Genomic DNA, 19,235 nt, shown 5'->3' with positions numbered 1-19,235 from the left:
TTTGTTAATATACAAGCTGAGCAACTTTTTGCTCGAATCGAGCAAGATCTTGCTCAGGTCGAGCAAAAAGTTGCCCGCAAGCAAGAATAGTACCAATAAGATTAATTTACCAACGATGGTTACTTACTAAAGCTACAACGCGACGACAATATCGCGCTATATCTTTTGACACTTTAGCTTGTAATTAAAGCGAGGTTTCGCAAACTCTTGTACACGGCAGTCTGACGATCAATCGGCTTACATATAGAGAGTAAATCATCGATGAAATGGCTCAATGCTCTAGCTTCAATCTTACGTACGCCGCGCTGTTGAGCTTCGTTGAGGTAGTCGTAAACGCTAGCCGCACCAAAGTCACCAAAGATCATCTCGCCAAGCTCGTTGATCAGTACATTATGTGCATAAAGATCGCCATGACATACTCGGTTGTCGTGCAAATGATGAAACACATCCAGCATCTGATCGACGATCTTTTCTATCTGTTTCACCGAAAGGGTGAAGTCAGCTTTGAACACGTCACGAGTACAGGTTTCTAGAGTCGGTGGCAGGCCTAAATTAAAGTAATCATCAGGGATTAACTCCATCACCAATGCCAGATAATCCTGCTCACTAACCTGAGCGATGGATTTGACTAGATTATCGTGATGCCCAGTTTGCAGGCAGGCTTGTAGCTCGTCACAAGGGTAGCCGTCGCTGGTCACTTCACCTTTGAATACTTTCACCGCCACATTGGTAGGGAAGTCGAAGTCGGAGTTTAGCCAGTTGGCATGAGAAATGACGCCTGAAGCCCCTTGTCCCAAAACATGATTGAGTTTGTAGCTGTCGGAGCTGACTTGTGGAACGCTCTGCTGATGAGATAGTCGTTCACAAAACGGGTTACCAGAAAAGGCCATCCAAGCCAGTTTAGGCAGTTGCAGCAGCACATCAGGGAATTGCTCAAGCTGGTTGGCCGACAGGCGCACTAACTCGAGGTTATTTAACTTGCCAAAGCTGGATGGCAGTTCCTTGATCATGTTTCCGGCTAGCGCAAGTTTTTGCAGACGAGGTCGATAGCCCAGAGATTCTGGTAACTGCACAATTTGATTGTCAGTTAATATTAACCAACGCAGTTTTTCTGGTAACGAATCCTCGGCAACTCTGACGATTTGATTGCTTTTGAAGCCAACCATTTCGAGCTGCTTACATTGACCTAATATCAAAGGTAAATGTGTGAATCGGTTGTTAGACGCAAAAAGGATTTTTAAACCCGTTAACTCAGTTAGCCACTGCGGTAGATCACTTAAAAGGTTGTCTGACACATCCAGAATTTCTAGTGAGTCAGCCAAAGTTAAAATCTCTCGAGGTAGCTCTGTTAGCTGCTCGCGAAGTTGAAGACGTTGAATACCGGCTAATTCGCCGCTTTTAAGTTGTTCTAATGTATGCAAACTGGCTGCCTTTATGTGCTCTGGAATGAAAAAGAGAGCGCGTATTCTACGCAGATAGAGGTATAAAGGCGAGGTAAGAGGGCAATTTTGAGCAGATAAAGCCGAGTATAGTGTTACTCGGCTTGGCGTAGTGCTGATAATTACAAGAATGCTTTGAATGGCAGTTCAGGTTCGTTTTTGAAGATGTCTTTAAAGCCGCGGAAATGCTGGTAGTGCATACGACCTTTATCCGTTGGGTAGGTGTATTTGCCACCGACTTGCCAAAAGAATGGAGCAAATTGATATTGCAGGCGATCTTTCTTCATGTTCCACAATACTTCAATTTCACGTGGATCATTTTGGAAGTTAGCCCAGATATCATGGTGGAATGGCACCACAACCTCACAATCGAGAGACTCTGCAGCTCTAAGAATATCGGATGATGTCATCTTATCCGTTACACCACGAGGGTTTTCCCCGTATGAAAGGAGAGCGACATCGATTTGGTATTCGTTACCATGCGCCGCATAGTAATTCGAGTAGTGTGAATCCCCTGAGTGGTAGACGGAGCCTCCGGTTGTTTCAATTAAATAGTTCACCGCTCTTTTGTCCATTCCATCTAAAATGTTTTTGTCGTAAGAGGATGTGCCTTCGGGAAGAGTGACCAGTGCTGTACGATCAAAAGAGTCCAAAACTCGGATTTTGAGATCACCGATTTGAAGCAGATCGCCGACTTTTGCCACGACGCAGCGCTGTTCGGGTACACCCCAACTGATCCATAAGTCGACACAAGCTTGTGGGCCAATAAACTTCACATGCTCAGGGCAGTTTTGCAACACCGCAGCGGCGACGTTGATATCGATATGATCAGCATGGTCGTGGGAGGCGAGTACCGCATCGATTTCTTTGATAGCAAAGGGATCAAGCGGGAAGATAGCTGTGCGCAAATTAGGTTGGAGTGCTTCAACCCCGCCCATGCGCATCATTTGATGCTGGTTTTTCATTAACGCATTCTTTTGCGTTTTTTTACCTGTGCCACACCAGAAATCGATGGAGATATTGGTGTTACCTGCGCTTTTGAGCCAGATGCCTGTACAGCCAAGCCACCACATAGAAAACGTATCGGGTTCGACTACTGTGTTTTCAATCTCTTCGTTTAACCATGTTCCCCATTCTGGGAAGGTATTTAAGATCCAAGATTCACGGGTTATTTCATTCACTTTGCTCATAACAGTACCTTTGAGTTGACGATATTGGATTAATTTAGGGTGCAGGAAGCCAAGCGTCTTAACAGGCAGTTGAGACGCTGAACTAAGTGTTTGTTATTTATCTACTTATTTTCTAAACCAGAATGACTTGCGTACCACGGGCTTCTATCGCTTTGACGACATCTGGATTGGCATCTTTGCCAGTGATGACAATGTCAATTTTACTTGCTGGGCAGAAAAGCATTCCGGTTCTTTGCCCCACTTTAGAGCTATCAACGACCACGACCAGTTTGTCGATTTGTTCGAGCATTTGTTGCTCGGCCACGGCGGTTAGCATGTCTGCTTTATAGAGCCCAGCATCGGTCAGTCCTTTGCCTGAGGTGAACATCCAATTACCCGCGTAGCTACCCAATGAATCTGGAGCTGGGTTAAGGAAGATGTTTTGTGCCTTGTTGTATTGTCCCCCAATAATGATCACGTCCTCATGATCTTCATTGATCAGGTAGCTCGCCAATGGAAAGTAATTTGTGACGATTTGGACATCTTTGCCACATAACTTTTGGCCGAGTAAAAATGCGGTCGAACCACAGTTGATCACGACACTATCTCCAGAGTCACACAACTCAGCTGCACGCAGTGCAATCAGGGACTTCTCTTCGTAGTGGTCAGTGCTGTTGATGTTAAGTGGTGACCATTTTTTCTTTTGATTTTCTATTCGTTCTGCACCGTTGCGAATTTTACGCAGCTTACCTAGCTCATCCAGTTTTGAAATGTCGCGACGGGCAGTCGCAGGAGAAACATTAAAACTATCAATGATATGTGAAACATTGATGGTGTGGTTTTCTTCTAATAACGACAATATGCCGTTGTGTCTTTGTACTTCATTCATTGTTATCACCTGTTCAAGTTTGTGATTACTTGGTGATTGCTTGTGATTTTTTTTGATTCTAATAATCACCGCTTTGAATGTCAAATGGGCGTGAAACAAAAACATGCTATAAATCACAATATTACATAACCTATTGATTTATAAGTTTTTTGCTGAATTCTGTGTGACAAGCTACCCAAAAATAGCCACAAGTGAGAGGCAAAATTGATAAAAATCAAAATAATCACAAATGAGCATTGAATGATTACTTTTGATTGTTAAAGTTTAATCCGTGAGCAAAAGAGGGCGTATTTCACTACCTACAAATGGAAGCGCCCTGTCCTACAAACCAAATAAAAATACAAAGACTATTAGGGGTAAAGATATGGAGTTCTTATACGACATCTTCTATATTTTTTACAGCCAAGTGATGACCAAGGCTCCGCTATTGCTGGGCTTAGTGACATTGATTGGCTATTGGCTGCTTAGACGTGATGCCACTACTATCATCAAAGGATCAATCAAAACCGTTGTCGGCTTTATGCTTGTTCAAGTCGGTGCGGGCACTCTGGTTGCTGGCTTTAAACCCGTGATTTCAAAACTATCTGAATATCATGGTTTAACTGGCTCGGTTATTGACCCATACACCTCAATGATGGCGACCATGGAAACCATGGGCGACAACTACTCTTGGGTGGGGTATGCGGTTATTCTTGCGCTGGGTATCAACATTCTTCTTGTCCTTCTCCGTCGCTATACGGGTATACGCACAATCATGCTGACTGGCCACATTATGTTTCAGCAAGCGGGTTTGATTGCCGTGTTCTACTTTATTCTTGGCGCGAGCATGTGGGAAACCATCATTTACTCAGCGGTATTGATGGCACTCTACTGGGCGATATCTTCCAACATCATGTTTAAACCGACAGAAGAAGTTACTGGTGGTGCGGGTTTCTCAATTGGTCACCAACAGCAGTTTGCTTCTTGGATTGCGACAAAAATTGCGCCAAAACTGGGCGACAAAAAAGACAGTGTTGACCATCTTGAGTTGCCTAAATGGCTCCACATTTTCCATGACAGTATTGCGGCAACGGCCATCGTCATGACGGTATTCTTTGGCATTATCTTACTTTCATTTGGTTTGGATAATCTTCAACAGATGGCGGGTTCAACCCACTGGTCTATTTATATTCTCGAAACTGGTCTTAAGTTTGCGGTCGCGATTCAAGTGATTGTTGCTGGTGTTCGTATGTTTGTTGCCGAACTTTCGGAGGCATTTAAAGGGATCTCTGAGCGCGTTATTCCTAATGCCGTATTAGCAATCGATTGTGCGGCGATTTACGCTTTTTCTCCTAACGCAATGGTATTTGGTTTTATGTGGGGGGCTTTAGGCCAATTTGCTGCAGTTCTGGCAATGTTGGCATTTGATGCACCCATTATGATCATTCCTGGATTTATTCCGATGTTTTTCTCTAATGCCACAATTGGTGTGTTTGCCAATCACTTTGGTGGCTGGCGAGCGGTGATGAAGATCTGTTTTGTGATGGGCATCATTGAGGTGTTAGGTAGTGCATGGGCTATTCACCTATTTAGCCAACAAGGTACTGAATTTAGTGGCTGGATGGGTATGGCTGACTGGGCTTTGGTATTCCCGCCAATTATGCAAGGCCTCTCAGCATCTGGAATGTTCTTCTTTGTTCTATTGGCTCTGTCTGGCGTGTACATGTTCTTTGCTGCTAAGCAATTGCGTGCGGAAGAAGATGCTCAAGGCGTGGTGACGGTATGTGAAGAGCCTGAAGTTATCGAAGCCGTCGAGCAAGCACTCAAAGTGAGTGATGGTGTGCGTCCGGTGAGCATTCTTGCGGTATGTGGAAATGGTCAGGGTTCGTCGATGATGATGAAAATGAAAATAGGCAAGTACTTGGAGAAAAAAGGTATCCCTCATGTGATGGACTCGTGTGCGGTATCTGACTACAAGTCAAAGTTGGCATCGACAGACATCATTGTTTCTTCAAAGCATCTATCGGCAGAAATGGAACCTGGAGAGGGCAAGTTTGTACTCGGAGTACAAAATATGCTCAATCCAAACTCTTTTGGTGACGAGCTACTCGACATCATCAATAAGAACTTTGTCCAAGCTAAGTAGCCTGTCAATCAATAGGCAAGTATCTAATAACAATAATTAAGTGCCAGTTATCGCTGGCACTCCATTGGAGATAGAACCATGGGTTTTAAGCAATCACTAATCGACAATAACTCAATCAAACTGCATGCCAGTGCAGCCAATTGGCGTGAGGCTATCGCTATCGGTACGGACATGTTGATTGCCTCAGGCGCAATTTTGCCAAGTTATCATCAAGCCATCATCGACAGTGTTGAGAAACTTGGTCCATACATTTGTATAGCGCCAAACTTAGCACTGCCTCATGCCCGCCCTGAAGACGGGGTGATTAGAACCGCATTTGCCCTCGTTACTCTTGAACAGCCAGTGTTGTTTGATGGTGAGGAAGAACCCGTTGATGTACTGATTACCTTAGCAGGTAGTTGTTCTAATCAGCATATGGAAGGGTTAATGGAAGTGACTAGTGTACTTGATGATGAAGAGTCCGAAACCGGGGTAGACCTAAACAAGTTACGTCGTTGCCGTACTAAGACCGATGTGTTTAACGTTATTGATCAAGCTCTTGCGGAATTGGTCTAAGGAGAAAGTATGTATAGCGCACTCAAGCAACGTGTTTTGCAAGCTAACCTTAAGCTGCCTAAATATGGTCTAGTCACTTTCACTTGGGGCAATGTATCTGAAATCGATCGCCAACTCGGCGTTATCGCTATCAAGCCCTCGGGGGTTGAATATGACGCAATGACAGCTGATGACATGGTTGTGGTTGATCTGCAAGGCAAGGTGGTCGAGGGAAGGTTAAAACCATCGAGTGATACCGCAACACATATCGAGATCTATAAAGCATTTCAAGAAGTTGGTGGCGTAGTACACACTCACTCACGTAGTGCGACTATCTGGGCGCAAGCAGGGATTGATATCCCCGCTTTAGGCACCACTCATGCGGATTACTTCTACGGTGATATCCCTTGCACTCGTAAGTTATCTCATGACGAAATTGCCGGAGCTTATGAGCAAAATACTGGGCTAGTTATCATCGAAGAGTTTGAAAAGCGCGGTATCAAACCTATGGCGGTTCCAAGCGTGATAGTGGCAGGACATGCACCATTTTCATGGGGTAAGAACTCGGATGATGCCGTGCACAATGCCGTTGTTCTGGAAGAAATTTCAGCGATGGCTTTGGCGACTCGCTCATTAAACAGCGGAATCAAGATACAGCCTGAGTTATCTGATAAGCATTACTTACGTAAACATGGCGATAACGCTTATTACGGCCAGCGTTAACCCTTTTTGTTGCGAGGAGACTCGATGTACAAAGTATTAGCATTAGATTTGGATGGCACAGTGTTGACTGATGAACACACTATCCATCCACAAGTAAGGCAAGCAATTCAAGAAGCTAAGCACAAGTGCAAAGTGGTGGTGGTCACTGGACGCCATCATACCGCAGCTAGACCCTATTATTACGAACTTGGACTAGACACACCGATCATCTGTTGTAATGGCACTTATGTCTACGACTATGCCAACGATCAGGTGCTAAAGCACAATGCGATAGCGAAAGATGATGCGCTGGTCTTTATCGAATTAGCACGAGAGTTTCAGGTCAAGATGGTGATGTATATCTCCGATGCGATGACTTACTCAAACTACAACCCGATTACTTATATGCAAGCCTTAGAAGGGTGGGCAAGTACGGTACCAAATTCCCTTAGACCGAAGATCTACCGAGTGGATTCATTCAGCGAAACGGCGAAACAGAGTCCGTACATTTGGAAATTTGTCGTCGAAGGGTGTCCGAGTTCTGTAGAGCGTTTACTAGAACATCCATGGGTCAAAAGACAGTTTAATGGGGAACGTTCTTGGTCAAATCGAATCGACTTTTCCGCCAAAGGTAACAGTAAGGGTCATCGCCTAGCTGAGTATGTTTCCGAGCTAGGCTATCACGCCAATCATGTGATTGCAGTGGGAGATAATCACAATGACATCTCAATGCTGCAATACGCCAATTTAGGGGTTGCCATGCTCAATGCTGACGACCAGGTTAAATCACACTCAAAGCTCGTGTGCTCTACAGATAATAACCATGATGGGCTAGCCCGTCTAATACGTGAAAAAATTAAGGGATAAAACAATGGCAAAACCAATGATTCAAATTGCTCTAGACCAAACTAACCTGCCCGCTGCGATTGAAGTGGCGAGCAATGTTGAAAGTTTTGTAGATGTCATCGAGATCGGTACCATTTTAGCGTTTGCCGAAGGGATGAATGCGGTTTCTACCTTACGCAAAAATCACCCTAAACATATTCTTGTATGTGACATGAAAACCACAGACGGTGGTGCCATTCTGTCTAAAATGGCTTTTGAAGCGGGTGCAGATTGGATCACGGTTTCGGCTGCCGCGCACATTGCCACGATTGCAGCATGCAAAAAAGTTGCGGATGAACATGGTGGTGAAATTCAGATTGAAATTTATGGCAACTGGACGATGACCGATGCGCAGGCTTGGGTCGATCTTGGTATCTCACAAGCCATTTATCACCGCTCACGAGATGCTGAATTGGCGGGGGTTGGCTGGAGTGAAGAGGATCTGGATAAGATGCGCGCGCTGTCTGAACTGGGGCTTCAATTGTCGATTACAGGCGGTATAGTGCCTGAAGATATTTACCTGTTTGAAGGTATTCAAGCGAAAACTTTTATCGCTGGCCGTGCCTTAGCGGGAGAAACGGGCAAGCAAACGGCGGAATCTCTACGCACTCAAATTGACCGTTTCTGGAATTAGGGGGAAGCTATGTTTCAAAACTTGCAACGTCATCGTGTTGGTTTGTATGAAAAGGCGCTGCCTAATCGATTTAGTTGGGAAGAGAAACTCAAAACCACCAAGCAACTTGGCTTTGATTTTCTTGAGATATCTGTTGATGAGTCTGATGAACGTCGTTGCCGTTTGGATTGGGATGACGAGACCATATATGCATTGCGTCACCAGTGTGAGCAGTACGCTATGCCCTTGCAGTCGATGTGTTTAAGTGCGCACCGCAAATTTCCTTTTGGTTCTGCCGATCCTGAAATTCGCAAACAAGCGTTACTGCATATGGAAAAAGCGATTGCATTGGCATACAAACTGGGGATTCGTACCATTCAACTTGCTGGGTACGATGTTTACTATGAGCCTTCAAATCATGTATCTCACCAACGATTTATCGAAGGGATGCAACAGTCTGCTAAGTTAGCCGAACGAGCGGGTGTGATGCTTGCGGTTGAGATAATGGATACCGACTATCTTAACTCCTTGAGTAAATTTGAGCTGCTACGTCGAGAAGTTGACTCTCCGTACTTCACCGCTTACCCCGATGTAGGTAACATCTCTGGGTGGAACTATGACGTCGTGACAGAGTTAAAGTTGAGCAAGCCACATATCACGCAGATTCATCTCAAAGATACCTACCGAGTGACGCCTGATTCTCAAGGTCAGTTTCGGGATCTTGTTATAGGGGAGGGTGAGGTCGATTTCAACGCCATCTTTACTACGCTTAAGCAGACGGATTGTGTTGTACCATTGGTCATTGAAATGTGGGCGCAAGATGATAATTGGAAACAGAACATAATGACTGCTCAACACAGATTAAATCAAGCTTGTGACCATGCCAATCTGCCGAAACTATTTGCGGCTTAGTTCTGCGTTAAATATTTTAGTTTCCTAGAGCCTCCTGCTCCGGAGCTTGTTTAAGCACCGTTGATCCCAACTGGGATAGTGCAGCATAAATCCCCCCGTATTATGCTGCACACTTTCAGTCGAACGTATAAGATTTGACTTACAGCTTAGCTTGACGCAAAGTTGCGCTGACTTTTCCACCGATAAGCTGCCTACGCACATGAAACTGCTTCACTTACAACTGTTCTGGTACGAAAAACATCACACGTTGTTGGAGATGGAAGATTTACCGACCTTGACTGCTAGCCAAGAGCAAGAGCTCATTGAGTGGGTGAAAAAACATCGTAAAATATTGAGCTACGAAGTCCATCAACAGACTTGGGTCAAAGTGAATATTGATGGTTTTGCGTCACAAATCCGCCTTAACCCTAATGGCACACTATTAGAAAAAGATCTCTTCAGCGATAAATCTCTTCAAGGGCTTTGGAAGGTGGTTGATGGATTTTTATTTATTAAGGTGATTAGTGGTGAATTTGTCGTAGAGTACCAAATCGTTGGTAGCAGCACTGATAACATCCATAGTGGTATCGAGTACATCAACGGTCAAGTGAGCACTTATAGCAAGTTTTTCGTCACCAAATGAGGCATTCTCAGGCGTAAAATTGTTGTTGATGCGCGATATTTCACGCAGACGCAGAGATGTCAGAATACGATAGCGGTGACAGTAATGAGAACTGAAAAAGAGAAAATGTTAGCGGGAGAGCCTTATCAGGCATGGGATGAGCAGCGTCGGGTACTTAAAACTATTGAGCAGTCATAGAGCCAATTGGATTGATGCTACGAGAGAACTCATGGCATCAATCCGGCTTTTTAGGCTATTGGGTTTGGCACTCAGCAGGGGCTGGGCGATTTTGCCGGATAGCAAGTATGGCTTGAGGCAGTAATGACATCACAATCATGCCAACCATTAAGCTGTACTGGAATGGTGTGAAAGACTCTCCAAGCAGTACTAGCCCTGACACAATACCTGCAATTGGGTTAGCAATTCCCCCAAACGTAAAATCGACGACAGACATGCGTTGCAACAACCAAACATACATGCCATAGCCAAGAGCGGTATTCAAACCAACCACCCAAAGTAGACCTGACAAGTTAGTCATTGAGAAATTGTGCGCCAGCGCCGCGTACTTAGTCGGCTCTATTACGGCCTGAACGCCTGCGGCAACCGATAAAATCACACCACCAAGAATCAGTTGCCATGTTAGCACTGTCCACCAGTGCATCCGGCTACCCAGTGATTTAGTTAGCGAACTACCAACAACAATACACATGATGGCTGCCAGCATAGCGCCTAGGCCAATAGGGTTAAGCGTGATTGAACTAGGATCAAACAACATCCACGCCAAAACGATTAAGGTCGCCCCACTTACCGCTTGAACGATACCAGGGCGACGTTTGTTGATCAGCCAGTTATAAACCATGGCAAACACTGGAACAGAAATCATCCCGACGCCGGAGATCGCCGATGGCAGAGTCAGAGCCATCACGAAGATCAAACCAAAGAAGGTCGCGATGTTGATTAATCCAAGACTAAATAGGATTTGCCAGTCGCCTTTTTTCGGCAGACTAGGTCTGAATGCCAACAACAGAAGTCCGGCTGGTAGTGCGCGAATCGCGCCCAGTAATAGGGGAGGCCAGTCCGCAAGTGTATATTGCGTGACCGCATAGGTGGTTCCCCAAAAGAATGCCGGAATCATGGCAAGTAGTATATTCATAATAACTATCTTTACGTTAAGATACTTTTGTGAGGAATGTACGCTTAAAATCGCTGTTTGTAAAGTATCTCTATGTTAAGATATTCGAAACAGCATTTTGTTACTGGAGACAAACATTCATGGACGCTATTGATAGAGTAGTAGAGCATTGGGCTAAGGAAAAGCCGGATCTAGAGACAGAGCCGATGGCCATAATGGGGCGATTGATGCGAATCGCCAAATATATGGAGACTGAAGTTGCTCAGCTACATAAGCGCTATGACCTAAAATTGGGAGAGTTTGATGTACTGGCGACACTGCGTCGCAGTGGGAAACCCTTTCGCCTTACTCCCTCAGAGCTGATTGATTCGATGATGTTAACGTCTGGAGCGATGACTAACCGCTTAGATAAACTGGAATCAAAAGGGCTGATTAGCCGAGAGCACAGCAAAGAAGATCGCCGCAGCGTCACTGTAGAACTGACCCAAGATGGTTTTGTTCTGATTGATAAAATCATCGAAGAGCATGCGGCAGTTCAGGCCAAGCTGGTTAAAGGTATGAATGCTAACCAGAAGAAGCAGCTCAATACGATTCTAAAGAGTTGGTTGACTCAGTATGAGTAACTGTTCAGATGAATAAATAACGCCCTTAGCTGAGGGCGTTTTTTATTATGGAGAGCGAGTTAAGAGATGGCTTCGTCACAGTAGAGTCGTGCGTGATCAATGCCTCCAAGTGCGCAAGACTCATCAATATCGGACAGATCACCACTGACACCGACTGCACCGAGAATGTTCTTTTCAGCATCGCGGATCAGCAACCCACCGGGCACTGGAACCATATTACCGTGAGCCAATACGTTAACGGCGGAGATAAATGCAGGACGGCTGTCGGCATCCTGAGCGAGTTTCCTCGACGAACAACCGAGCGCGAGTGCCCCCCAAGCTTTAGCGATGGCGATGTCTGGTCGCATCATACTAGAGCCATCTTGACGTTGCAGGGAAATCAGCTTACCCCCGCTGTCGAGAACAGCGACCGTAAGCGGTGCGCATTTGTTCTTTAAGCCTGCCTGAAAGGTGCCGTCTATGACGGACAGTGCTTGTTCTAGAGTTAAACTTCCCATGTTATCTCCTGTTAACGTTTACCAGCCTGACTTACACAGTGTAAGTCAGCGAGGTATTACTCAGCTCCTTGTAGAAGCTGATAGCTTGGTAAGGTCAGGAAGGTGGCGAACTCTTTTGCTGTCGACAGCTCGAAGAAAAGGTCAGCGGTTTGTTCAAAGCGGCCAGCAGCAAATCGAGTGTCGCCCACTTCCTGTTTAATGGTGTCGAGCTCTTGGTACAACCATTGGTGGAAGAGCTCTTTGGTAAATGTTTGTCCGTCGTCGAGTACGACGCCATGATGTATCCATTGCCAAATGTTGGCTCGTGAGATTTCCGCCGTTGCAGCATCTTCCATCAGGCCATAAATCGGCACACAACCCTGACCTTGGATCCATGCTTCGATGTAGTAGAGAGCAATGCGGATGTTTTTGCGCACGCCTGCTTCGTCTCGGCTACCTTCACAGGGTTTAAGCAGTAAATCTGCTCCTATTTCGTTGATTGGACTAACGAAATCAAGTTGGTTGGCTTTGCCATTAAGGTTCTTTTCGAATACCGACATTGCGAGGTCAACTAGCGCTGGGTGAGCCACCCAAGTACCATCGTGACCATTACGTGATTCACGCTCTTTATCTTCGATGACCTTGGCGGTCACCCGCTCCATCTCTGCGGGATCTTTCGCTGGAATAAAGGCCGACATTCCCCCCATCGCGAGTGCTCCTCGCTGGTGGCAAGTACGGACTAACAGCTGGCTATAGGCATTGAGGAACTCTTTGTCCATCCCGACCACATGACGGTCTGGAAGAATGCGATCAGCGTGATTTTTCAACGTTTTGATGTAGCTGAAAATATAGTCCCAGCGACCACAGTTCATTGCGACGATGTGGTCGCGCATGGCATACAGCATTTCATCCATCTGGAATACGGCTGGTAGGGTTTCGATGAGCACTGTGGCGCGAATGGTGCCGCGTTGCACGCCAAAGTAATCTTCGGTGAATGAGAAAACATCATCCCACCATTGGGATTCTTCCATGCTTTCCAGCTTAGGAATGTAGTAGTACACACCGAGTCCTTGCTCAGCACGTGCCAAATAGTTGTGATAGAAGTAAAGTGCAAAATCCATCAAACAACCTGGAATGGGTTTGTCTGCGTATTGAATTGATTGTTCCGGCAGGTGCAGGCCTCGCGGACGGGCAATCAGTAGTGCAGGGTCATCACTGAGCTGATAATGTTTGTTTTTTGCTTCGTCGTGATAACTAATAGTGCGAGCATTTGCATCGCGTAGGTTAATCTGACCTTGAACCATGTTCTCCCATGTTGGGGATGACGCATCTTCAAAGCAGCACATAAACACTTTAGCGCCAGAATTAAGTGCATTGATCACCATCTTACGATCTATTGGACCTGTAATTTCTACTCGTCGGTCAAGCAGTTCTGGGGGTGGTGTGGCGATCTTCCAGCTCTTGTCATTCCGAATTTGCTTAGTATCAGCGCGAAAGCCCGGCAATTCGCCAGCGTCATAACGCTTTTGTTGTTCTTCGCGAGCTTGCAATAGTGCATCTCTACGCGGTGCAAACTTCTCTACAAGTTTGGTTAGGAAAGAGAGAGCCTCTTTAGACAGTATGGCTTGGAATTCTGGGTTCTCTGTATTACCAACCACGCGTAGACAGGCAGTCTCTTCTCTTTCTGCTACATCGTTCATACTCATTGTTCGTCTCCTTTAAACAATATCGAATGATTTTGTGTACAAAATTGATTGTTCACGAATACTTATATTTCAATTTATGTAAACAATCAAAGGGTATTTAACAATTGTTTTTCATTTGAGCGTATGGGGAATTATTTTTATGTAAAGATATTTTATGTGAAGTAATGATTTCTAGGCTTTAAAGGGTTAGTGAACGCTTAAAGTAAATGCTCTATGTTGAAAAAATGTTGCATTTGGGGTTGCCAAATTCTAAATATGATTCATAGTACACAAAGTATCTTTGAATTGTATACAATCGAAATGGAGGTTCGCATGGCAAAGATGAAGGCTATTGAAGCAGCGGTAGAGGTGTTGAAGAAGGAAGGTGTAAACATTGCCTTTGGCGTTCCTGGTGCAGCCATCAACCCAATGTACGCAGCAATGAAAAAGCTTGGTGGAATCGATCATGTTTTAGCGCGTCACGTGGAAGGTGCGTCGCATATGGCTGAAGGTTACACCCGCACCAATCAAAACAATATTGGTGTGTGTATCGGTACATCAGGCCCAGCGGGTACGGATATGATTACTGGTCTTTACTCGGCATCGGCTGATTCAATTCCAATCTTGTGTATTACCGGACAGGCACCACGTGCGCGTTTGCACAAAGAAGATTTTCAGGCGGTTGATATTGAGTCGATTGCCAAACCTGTCACCAAGTGGGCGACGACAGTTCTAGAGCCCGCTCAGGTGCCACGAGCATTCCAGCATGCATTCCATCTGATGCGTTCTGGCCGCCCTGGTCCGGTTCTTATCGATCTTCCGATAGACGTACAGTTAACGGAAATTGAATTTGATATTGATACCTATGAGCCGTTGGAAGCTTACCAACCCAAAGCCACTCGAGCTCAGGTTGAGAAAGCGATGGCAATGCTATGCGAATCAGAAAATCCAGTGATTGTTTCTGGTGGGGGCGTGATTAATGCGGGCGCTGAACAATTGTTGCAGCAATTCGCCGAGATCACTGGCGTCCCCGTCATCCCTACTTTAATGGGCTGGGGTTCTATTGCCGATGACCATGAGCTCATGGCGGGTATGGTTGGCTTGCAGACCGCACATCGTTACGGTAACGCCACTCTACTTGAGTCTGATTTTGTCTTTGGTATCGGTAACCGTTGGGCGAACCGACATACCGGCTCACTGGATGTTTACACTAAAGGACGTAAGTTTGTTCACGTTGATATCGAACCGACGCAAATTGGTCGAGTGTTCTGTCCAGACTTAGGCATTGTCTCTGACGCTAAAGCGGCATTAGAACTCTTGGTTGAAGTGGCTCGTGAGTGGCGAGACGCTGGTAAATTGCCAAATCGTAGTGCTTGGGTGGGCCAATGTCAGCAGCGCAAAGCGACGATGCTACGTAAAACCCATTACACCGATGCGCCAATCAAACCAATGCGTGTTTATGAAGAGATGAATAAGGCGTTTGGTCGCGATACCTGTTACGTCAGCACCATTGGTCTGTCGCAAATCGCTGCTGCCCAGTTCTTACATGTATACAAACCGCGTCACTGGATTAACTGTGGTCAGGCGGGTCCGTTAGGTTGGACAACTCCAGCGGCACTAGGTGTTCGTGCAGCGGATCCAAATCGAGATATCGTCGCTATCTCTGGTGACTATGATTTCCAGTTTATGATCGAGGAATTAGCGGTTGGTGCTCAGTTTAATTTGCCTTACATCCATGTATTGGTGAACAACTCCTACCTAGGTTTGATTCGACAGGCTCAGCGTCAGTTCGACATTGATTACTGTGTTCAACTTGCGTTCGAGAACCAAAATGCCCCCGAACTTAATGGCTACGGTGTTGACCATGTGGCGGTCGTCGAAGGTCTAGGTTGTAAAGCGATTCGTGTTACTGACCCAGAGCAAATGCAGGTGGCATTCGCACAAGCGAAAGAGCTCATGAATAAGCACAAGGTTCCAGTGGTTGTTGAAGTTATTCTTGAACGTGTCACCAATATTGCCATGGGCGTTGAAATAGATGCGATCAATGAGTTTGAAGCGCTAGCAGAGAGTGTTGATGATGCGCCGACAGCACTGATTCACAACAGCTAATCAAGACAGAATAAGGAAATCAAAATGGCTAAGTTTGCAGCAAACCTTTCGATGTTGTTTACCGAACTGGACTTCGAAGATCGTTTTGAAGCCGCCGCTAAGGCCGGTTTCTCAGGCGTGGAATACCTTTTCCCTTACGCCTTAGAAGCGCAGCAAATTAAGGAGAAGCTTGATGAAAACCAACTTACCCAAGTGCTCTTCAACTTGCCGGCCGGTGATTGGGAAGCAGGCGATCGCGGTATCGCGGTGGACCCAAAGCGAATTGAGGAGTTTCAGGCAGGCGTCGCAACTGCGATCAAATACGCCAAAGTACTGGGTAATACCCAAATCAACTGTCTTGCGGGGATCGTTCCACAGGGCGTAAGCCAACACGATGCACACGCCGCATTTGTGATTAACCTTCGTTACGCCGCTCAAGCACTTAAAGAAGCGGGTATTCGTCTGGTTATTGAAGCGATTAACACGCGTGATATCCCGGGTTTCTTCCTTAATACCACAGAGCAAGCGAAAGCGATCATCAAGGAAGTCGGTAGTGACAACCTGTTTATTCAGTATGACATCTACCACATGCAGATCATGGAAGGTGATTTGGCACCAACCATGTCAGCGAACATCGAGCAAATCGCTCATGTGCAGTTGGCTGACAATCCAGGACGACATGAACCGGGGACGGGGGAAATCAACTACCCATTTATCCTCAAGCATTTGGATGATCTCGGCTATCAAGGTTGGGTTGGCTGTGAATACAAGCCGAAAACAACCACAGCAGAAGGCTTAGATTGGATCAACTTATACCGTTAATTACGGTATTGCCCACCTTATACAGGTAGGCACAAGTTACGGAGAACAGAATATGAAAATTGCATTTATCGGTACTGGAATCATGGGCAGACCAATGGCTGCCAACCTACAAAAAGCAGGCTATGACATTGTGGTTTCAGACCATTTCAACCCACCGCCAAAAGATCTTGTGCAAGCGGGAGCGATAGTTTGTCACTCACCAGAAGAGGCAACACGTTTAGCCGATGTGGTTATCCTCATGGTGCCAAACACACCTCAGGTTGAAGATGTGCTATTTGGTGAAAAAGGTGTTGAAGCTGGCCTGACAGCGACTAGCGCTGAGGGCAAATTGGTTATCGACATGAGTTCGATTTCACCAATGGCAACCAAGGCGATTGCGGCACGTATTAATGAAAGTGGTGCTCAGTATCTCGATGCGCCAGTGTCGGGTGGTGAAGTGGGTGCGGTTAACGCCACTTTAAGCATCATGGTGGGTGGTTCACAACAAGCGTTTGATAAAGCCCGTCCACTGTTCGAAGCTATGGGTAAAAATATCACTTTGGTGGGCGACAATGGTGCGGGTCAAACGTGTAAAGTAGCCAACCAAATTATCGTTGCTTTAAACATTGAAGCGGTTTCTGAAGCGTTAGTGTTTGCTTCAAAAGCCGGTGCGGATCCCGCACGAGTCCGTCAGGCTCTATTAGGTGGTTTTGCTAGCTCGAAGATTCTCGAAGTTCACGGTGAGCGCATGATTGAAGGTACCTTCGATCCGGGCTTTAGAATCTCTCTACACCAAAAAGACCTAGATCTTGCACTGACAGGCGCGAAAGAGCTGGGAGTTGCACTACCTAATACCGCCACAGCTCAAGAGCTGTTTGAAGATTGCGCGGCGTTAGGTGGCCAAAATTGGGATCATTCTGCTTTGATTAAAGCGATTGAGAAACGCTCTGATCATTCAATCAGAAAGTAATTCCATCCGGGGCGTAAAGGATTCCTCTCCCTTTATTGCTCCTTGGGTTTGGTATGAACCCTAAATTTATTGCTACTAAATCGCGTAGTTTTTTGTCTCCTTCTATACGCGTTCCCGTTGTAAGGCAAAAGGTAGGAGTGCTTATCGGGCTCCGTCTTAGCAGGCACCTGGCGTACTTACTTCGGGATTTTTTCTTCTCATTGTGAACTGCGCAATATAGTGAGTTCAGTTTATAGAGTGAGGCTTGTGATATGTTAATCGGGTATGCCGACAGGCTGATATCACAGGGCAAAAGAGATGCAGTTAAATACCCTAATCGCTCGTCAAATTGTTGAACGTGCGACGAAAATTATCCAGTTTCCCGTTAACGTGATGGACGAGAACGGACAGATTATCGGATCCAGTGATCCAACCCGTTTACATCGTACTCACGAGGGAGCCTTACTGGCGATTCATGATAACCGTACTATTGAAATTAATCAGACGGTTGCCAGTACACTGATTGGTGTAAAAGAGGGAATCAATCTCCCCATTCTTTATCAAGACAAAGTGATCGGAGTGGTAGGCATATCGGGCCAACCGGATGACGTCAGAAGTTATGGCGAATTGGTCAAGATGACGGCAGAACTGATCATTGAGCAAGAAGCCTTGATGGCACAGATTCAGTGGAACAAGCGTCATCGAGAAGAGTTGCTGATGCAACTAATACAAGGGTCGACCCTAAACGAGAACCAACTGCTATCGATCGCAGAGAGACTGGATCTGAATCTTGCGCAGCCAAGAGTTGCGGCCGTAGTAAAGGTTATACCGAAACAGGGACAGTCATTGACATTAGAGCATTTGCAGAAGCTGGTGCATCTCTTGGACTATCCTGAACGAGACAATATTGTTGGCATAGTCTCTGTGTCAATGAACGAAGTGGTGGTGCTAAAACCAGTGACTCTTGTGGAAGGGAACTGGAACCAGAATGAAGAGAGAGCGCGGGTTAAACGTCTGTTGAAACGCATCGCGCAGGAAGCGGACTTCTCAATTCAGATCGCACTAGGGCAATACTTTTCTGGGGTAGCGGGTTTAGCTCGCTCTTACGAAACCGCTAAAGCGACGCTTGCGAGTGCAGAGAAGAGCAAAGAAGCGATCTTGTTCTATCAAGATCATAAGTTGTCAGTATTGGTTGGCGGACTAAAACAAGACCAATGGAGGCGCTCTCAACTGACGGAACCGCTAGAAAAACTGGTGCGACACGATAGCAAAGGCGTACTTATTAAGACGCTCAGAGTGTTTTTTGATCAAGACTGCGATCTAGCTCAAGCTTGTGCAGCGCTACATATTCACCGTAATACTCTGCGATATAGGCTAGATAAGATAGAAGAAATTACTAACTTAAAAATCAATAAGTTAGATCATAAGGTGCAGTTATATTTAGCACTTGAATGTTTGTAATTTAATAGAGTAATTTGTGCAATGTGACATATTTAAGGCGTCTTGGTTGCTTAAAATTTGTCAGTTTGCATAAAGGAATGATGGTGGAATCACTGAATAATAACCCCGTCCCTACTGACACCCTCAATGTCGGAAATGAGTTCTGGCGTAG

The 19,235-nt window shown here is 45.7% G+C and carries 18 protein-coding genes and 1 pseudogene; 13 read left to right on the top strand and 6 right to left on the bottom strand.

Features of this window, described 5'->3' with window-relative positions:
• Nucleotides 1-173: 173 nt before the first annotated feature.
• From ACQEXT_RS09740 to ulaR, 3 genes are all read right to left on the bottom strand, one after another.
• The gene (locus tag ACQEXT_RS09740; RefSeq protein ID WP_426951817.1) at nucleotides 174-1,421 is read right to left on the bottom strand and encodes a leucine-rich repeat-containing protein kinase family protein; all 1,248 of its coding nucleotides are present in this window, start codon (nucleotides 1,419-1,421) and stop codon (nucleotides 174-176) included.
• Nucleotides 1,422-1,561: 140 nt separating this feature from the next.
• On the bottom strand, nucleotides 1,562-2,629 hold the full coding sequence (gene ulaG / locus ACQEXT_RS09735) for an L-ascorbate 6-phosphate lactonase (protein ID WP_138971588.1): 1,068 nt from the start codon (nucleotides 2,627-2,629) through the stop codon (nucleotides 1,562-1,564).
• 112 nt (nucleotides 2,630-2,741) lie between these two features.
• Complete coding sequence (ulaR, locus tag ACQEXT_RS09730; protein ID WP_138971587.1) at nucleotides 2,742-3,497, bottom strand: HTH-type transcriptional regulator UlaR; 756 nt, start codon at nucleotides 3,495-3,497, stop codon at nucleotides 2,742-2,744.
• 364 nt (nucleotides 3,498-3,861) lie between these two features.
• On the opposite strand from ulaR, the gene ACQEXT_RS09725 reads away from it, so the two are divergent.
• The 8 genes and pseudogenes from ACQEXT_RS09725 to ACQEXT_RS09690 all read left to right on the top strand — a co-directional run.
• A complete protein-coding gene (locus ACQEXT_RS09725) occupies nucleotides 3,862-5,622 on the top strand; it encodes a PTS ascorbate-specific subunit IIBC (RefSeq protein WP_426951815.1) in 1,761 nt (586 codons plus the stop codon).
• A gap of 78 nt (nucleotides 5,623-5,700) precedes the next feature.
• Complete coding sequence (locus tag ACQEXT_RS09720; RefSeq protein ID WP_138971585.1) at nucleotides 5,701-6,177, top strand: PTS sugar transporter subunit IIA; 477 nt, start codon at nucleotides 5,701-5,703, stop codon at nucleotides 6,175-6,177.
• 9 nt (nucleotides 6,178-6,186) lie between these two features.
• Nucleotides 6,187-6,879, top strand: a complete 693-nt coding sequence (locus tag ACQEXT_RS09715; RefSeq protein WP_138971584.1) for an L-ribulose-5-phosphate 4-epimerase — start codon at nucleotides 6,187-6,189, stop codon at nucleotides 6,877-6,879.
• A gap of 24 nt (nucleotides 6,880-6,903) precedes the next feature.
• Nucleotides 6,904-7,725: a Cof-type HAD-IIB family hydrolase gene (locus ACQEXT_RS09710; protein WP_138971583.1), complete on the top strand. Its 822-nt coding sequence runs from the start codon at nucleotides 6,904-6,906 to the stop codon at nucleotides 7,723-7,725.
• 4 nt (nucleotides 7,726-7,729) lie between these two features.
• The gene (locus ACQEXT_RS09705) at nucleotides 7,730-8,377 is read left to right on the top strand and encodes a 3-keto-L-gulonate-6-phosphate decarboxylase UlaD (RefSeq protein ID WP_138971582.1); all 648 of its coding nucleotides are present in this window, start codon (nucleotides 7,730-7,732) and stop codon (nucleotides 8,375-8,377) included.
• A gap of 9 nt (nucleotides 8,378-8,386) precedes the next feature.
• Nucleotides 8,387-9,268, top strand: a complete 882-nt coding sequence (locus tag ACQEXT_RS09700; protein WP_426951813.1) for an L-ribulose-5-phosphate 3-epimerase — start codon at nucleotides 8,387-8,389, stop codon at nucleotides 9,266-9,268.
• Nucleotides 9,269-9,467: 199 nt separating this feature from the next.
• Nucleotides 9,468-9,890: a hypothetical protein gene (locus ACQEXT_RS09695; RefSeq protein ID WP_138971580.1), complete on the top strand. Its 423-nt coding sequence runs from the start codon at nucleotides 9,468-9,470 to the stop codon at nucleotides 9,888-9,890.
• A gap of 84 nt (nucleotides 9,891-9,974) precedes the next feature.
• A pseudogene (locus tag ACQEXT_RS09690) lies at nucleotides 9,975-10,064 on the top strand (sugar O-acetyltransferase); the annotation flags it as partial.
• A gap of 58 nt (nucleotides 10,065-10,122) precedes the next feature.
• On the opposite strand, the gene ACQEXT_RS09685 reads toward ACQEXT_RS09690, so the two are convergent.
• The gene (locus ACQEXT_RS09685) at nucleotides 10,123-11,022 is read right to left on the bottom strand and encodes a DMT family transporter (RefSeq protein ID WP_426951812.1); all 900 of its coding nucleotides are present in this window, start codon (nucleotides 11,020-11,022) and stop codon (nucleotides 10,123-10,125) included.
• A gap of 119 nt (nucleotides 11,023-11,141) precedes the next feature.
• On the opposite strand from ACQEXT_RS09685, the gene ACQEXT_RS09680 reads away from it, so the two are divergent.
• The gene (locus tag ACQEXT_RS09680) at nucleotides 11,142-11,624 is read left to right on the top strand and encodes a MarR family winged helix-turn-helix transcriptional regulator (protein WP_269375329.1); all 483 of its coding nucleotides are present in this window, start codon (nucleotides 11,142-11,144) and stop codon (nucleotides 11,622-11,624) included.
• A 59-nt stretch (nucleotides 11,625-11,683) separates the two neighbouring features.
• On the opposite strand, the gene ACQEXT_RS09675 is transcribed toward ACQEXT_RS09680, so the two are convergent.
• Together ACQEXT_RS09675 and aceB are read right to left on the bottom strand one after the other, a co-directional pair.
• Nucleotides 11,684-12,121: a GlcG/HbpS family heme-binding protein gene (locus tag ACQEXT_RS09675; protein WP_426951811.1), complete on the bottom strand. Its 438-nt coding sequence runs from the start codon at nucleotides 12,119-12,121 to the stop codon at nucleotides 11,684-11,686.
• Nucleotides 12,122-12,177: 56 nt separating this feature from the next.
• Nucleotides 12,178-13,806: a malate synthase A gene (gene aceB / locus ACQEXT_RS09670; protein ID WP_426951810.1), complete on the bottom strand. Its 1,629-nt coding sequence runs from the start codon at nucleotides 13,804-13,806 to the stop codon at nucleotides 12,178-12,180.
• Nucleotides 13,807-14,118: 312 nt separating this feature from the next.
• Here aceB and gcl point away from each other — a divergent pair, with 312 nt between their 5' ends.
• The 4 genes from gcl to ACQEXT_RS09650 all read left to right on the top strand — a co-directional run bounded on the left by gcl (nucleotide 14,119) and on the right by ACQEXT_RS09650 (nucleotide 19,084).
• The gene (gene gcl, locus ACQEXT_RS09665; RefSeq protein WP_426951808.1) at nucleotides 14,119-15,894 is read left to right on the top strand and encodes a glyoxylate carboligase; all 1,776 of its coding nucleotides are present in this window, start codon (nucleotides 14,119-14,121) and stop codon (nucleotides 15,892-15,894) included.
• Nucleotides 15,895-15,918: 24 nt separating this feature from the next.
• Nucleotides 15,919-16,695 (top strand): hydroxypyruvate isomerase, encoded by a 777-nt coding sequence (gene hyi, locus ACQEXT_RS09660; protein WP_269375332.1) that lies wholly within the window; start codon nucleotides 15,919-15,921, stop codon nucleotides 16,693-16,695.
• Between the two features lie 52 nt (nucleotides 16,696-16,747).
• Nucleotides 16,748-17,644 (top strand): 2-hydroxy-3-oxopropionate reductase, encoded by an 897-nt coding sequence (locus ACQEXT_RS09655; RefSeq protein ID WP_426951807.1) that lies wholly within the window; start codon nucleotides 16,748-16,750, stop codon nucleotides 17,642-17,644.
• A 297-nt stretch (nucleotides 17,645-17,941) separates the two neighbouring features.
• Nucleotides 17,942-19,084 (top strand): sugar diacid recognition domain-containing protein, encoded by a 1,143-nt coding sequence (locus ACQEXT_RS09650; protein WP_426951806.1) that lies wholly within the window; start codon nucleotides 17,942-17,944, stop codon nucleotides 19,082-19,084.
• The last annotated feature ends 151 nt before the right edge of the window (nucleotides 19,085-19,235 follow it).

The organism is Vibrio sp. TRT 29B02 (genome assembly GCF_050113655.1).
GTDB lineage: Bacteria > Pseudomonadota > Gammaproteobacteria > Enterobacterales > Vibrionaceae > Vibrio.
Note: the sequence above shows the minus strand (reverse complement) of the source record. Positions and strands in the feature narration are given on the sequence as shown.

Excerpts from the sequence above, each read along its gene's own strand:
- ulaG (WP_138971588.1), bottom strand. The coding sequence starts at position 2,629 with ATGAGCAAAGTGAATGAAATAACCCGTGAATCTTGGATCTTAAATACC.
- ulaR (WP_138971587.1), bottom strand. The coding sequence starts at position 3,497 with ATGAATGAAGTACAAAGACACAACGGCATATTGTCGTTATTAGAAGAA.
- ACQEXT_RS09725 (WP_426951815.1), top strand. The coding sequence starts at position 3,862 with ATGGAGTTCTTATACGACATCTTCTATATTTTTTACAGCCAAGTGATG.
- ACQEXT_RS09720 (WP_138971585.1), top strand. The coding sequence starts at position 5,701 with ATGGGTTTTAAGCAATCACTAATCGACAATAACTCAATCAAACTGCAT.
- ACQEXT_RS09715 (WP_138971584.1), top strand. The coding sequence starts at position 6,187 with ATGTATAGCGCACTCAAGCAACGTGTTTTGCAAGCTAACCTTAAGCTG.
- ACQEXT_RS09710 (WP_138971583.1), top strand. The coding sequence starts at position 6,904 with ATGTACAAAGTATTAGCATTAGATTTGGATGGCACAGTGTTGACTGAT.
- ACQEXT_RS09705 (WP_138971582.1), top strand. The coding sequence starts at position 7,730 with ATGGCAAAACCAATGATTCAAATTGCTCTAGACCAAACTAACCTGCCC.
- ACQEXT_RS09700 (WP_426951813.1), top strand. The coding sequence starts at position 8,387 with ATGTTTCAAAACTTGCAACGTCATCGTGTTGGTTTGTATGAAAAGGCG.
- ACQEXT_RS09695 (WP_138971580.1), top strand. The coding sequence starts at position 9,468 with ATGAAACTGCTTCACTTACAACTGTTCTGGTACGAAAAACATCACACG.
- ACQEXT_RS09685 (WP_426951812.1), bottom strand. The coding sequence starts at position 11,022 with ATGAATATACTACTTGCCATGATTCCGGCATTCTTTTGGGGAACCACC.
- ACQEXT_RS09680 (WP_269375329.1), top strand. The coding sequence starts at position 11,142 with ATGGACGCTATTGATAGAGTAGTAGAGCATTGGGCTAAGGAAAAGCCG.
- ACQEXT_RS09675 (WP_426951811.1), bottom strand. The coding sequence starts at position 12,121 with ATGGGAAGTTTAACTCTAGAACAAGCACTGTCCGTCATAGACGGCACC.
- aceB (WP_426951810.1), bottom strand. The coding sequence starts at position 13,806 with ATGAGTATGAACGATGTAGCAGAAAGAGAAGAGACTGCCTGTCTACGC.
- gcl (WP_426951808.1), top strand. The coding sequence starts at position 14,119 with ATGGCAAAGATGAAGGCTATTGAAGCAGCGGTAGAGGTGTTGAAGAAG.
- hyi (WP_269375332.1), top strand. The coding sequence starts at position 15,919 with ATGGCTAAGTTTGCAGCAAACCTTTCGATGTTGTTTACCGAACTGGAC.
- ACQEXT_RS09655 (WP_426951807.1), top strand. The coding sequence starts at position 16,748 with ATGAAAATTGCATTTATCGGTACTGGAATCATGGGCAGACCAATGGCT.
- ACQEXT_RS09650 (WP_426951806.1), top strand. The coding sequence starts at position 17,942 with ATGCAGTTAAATACCCTAATCGCTCGTCAAATTGTTGAACGTGCGACG.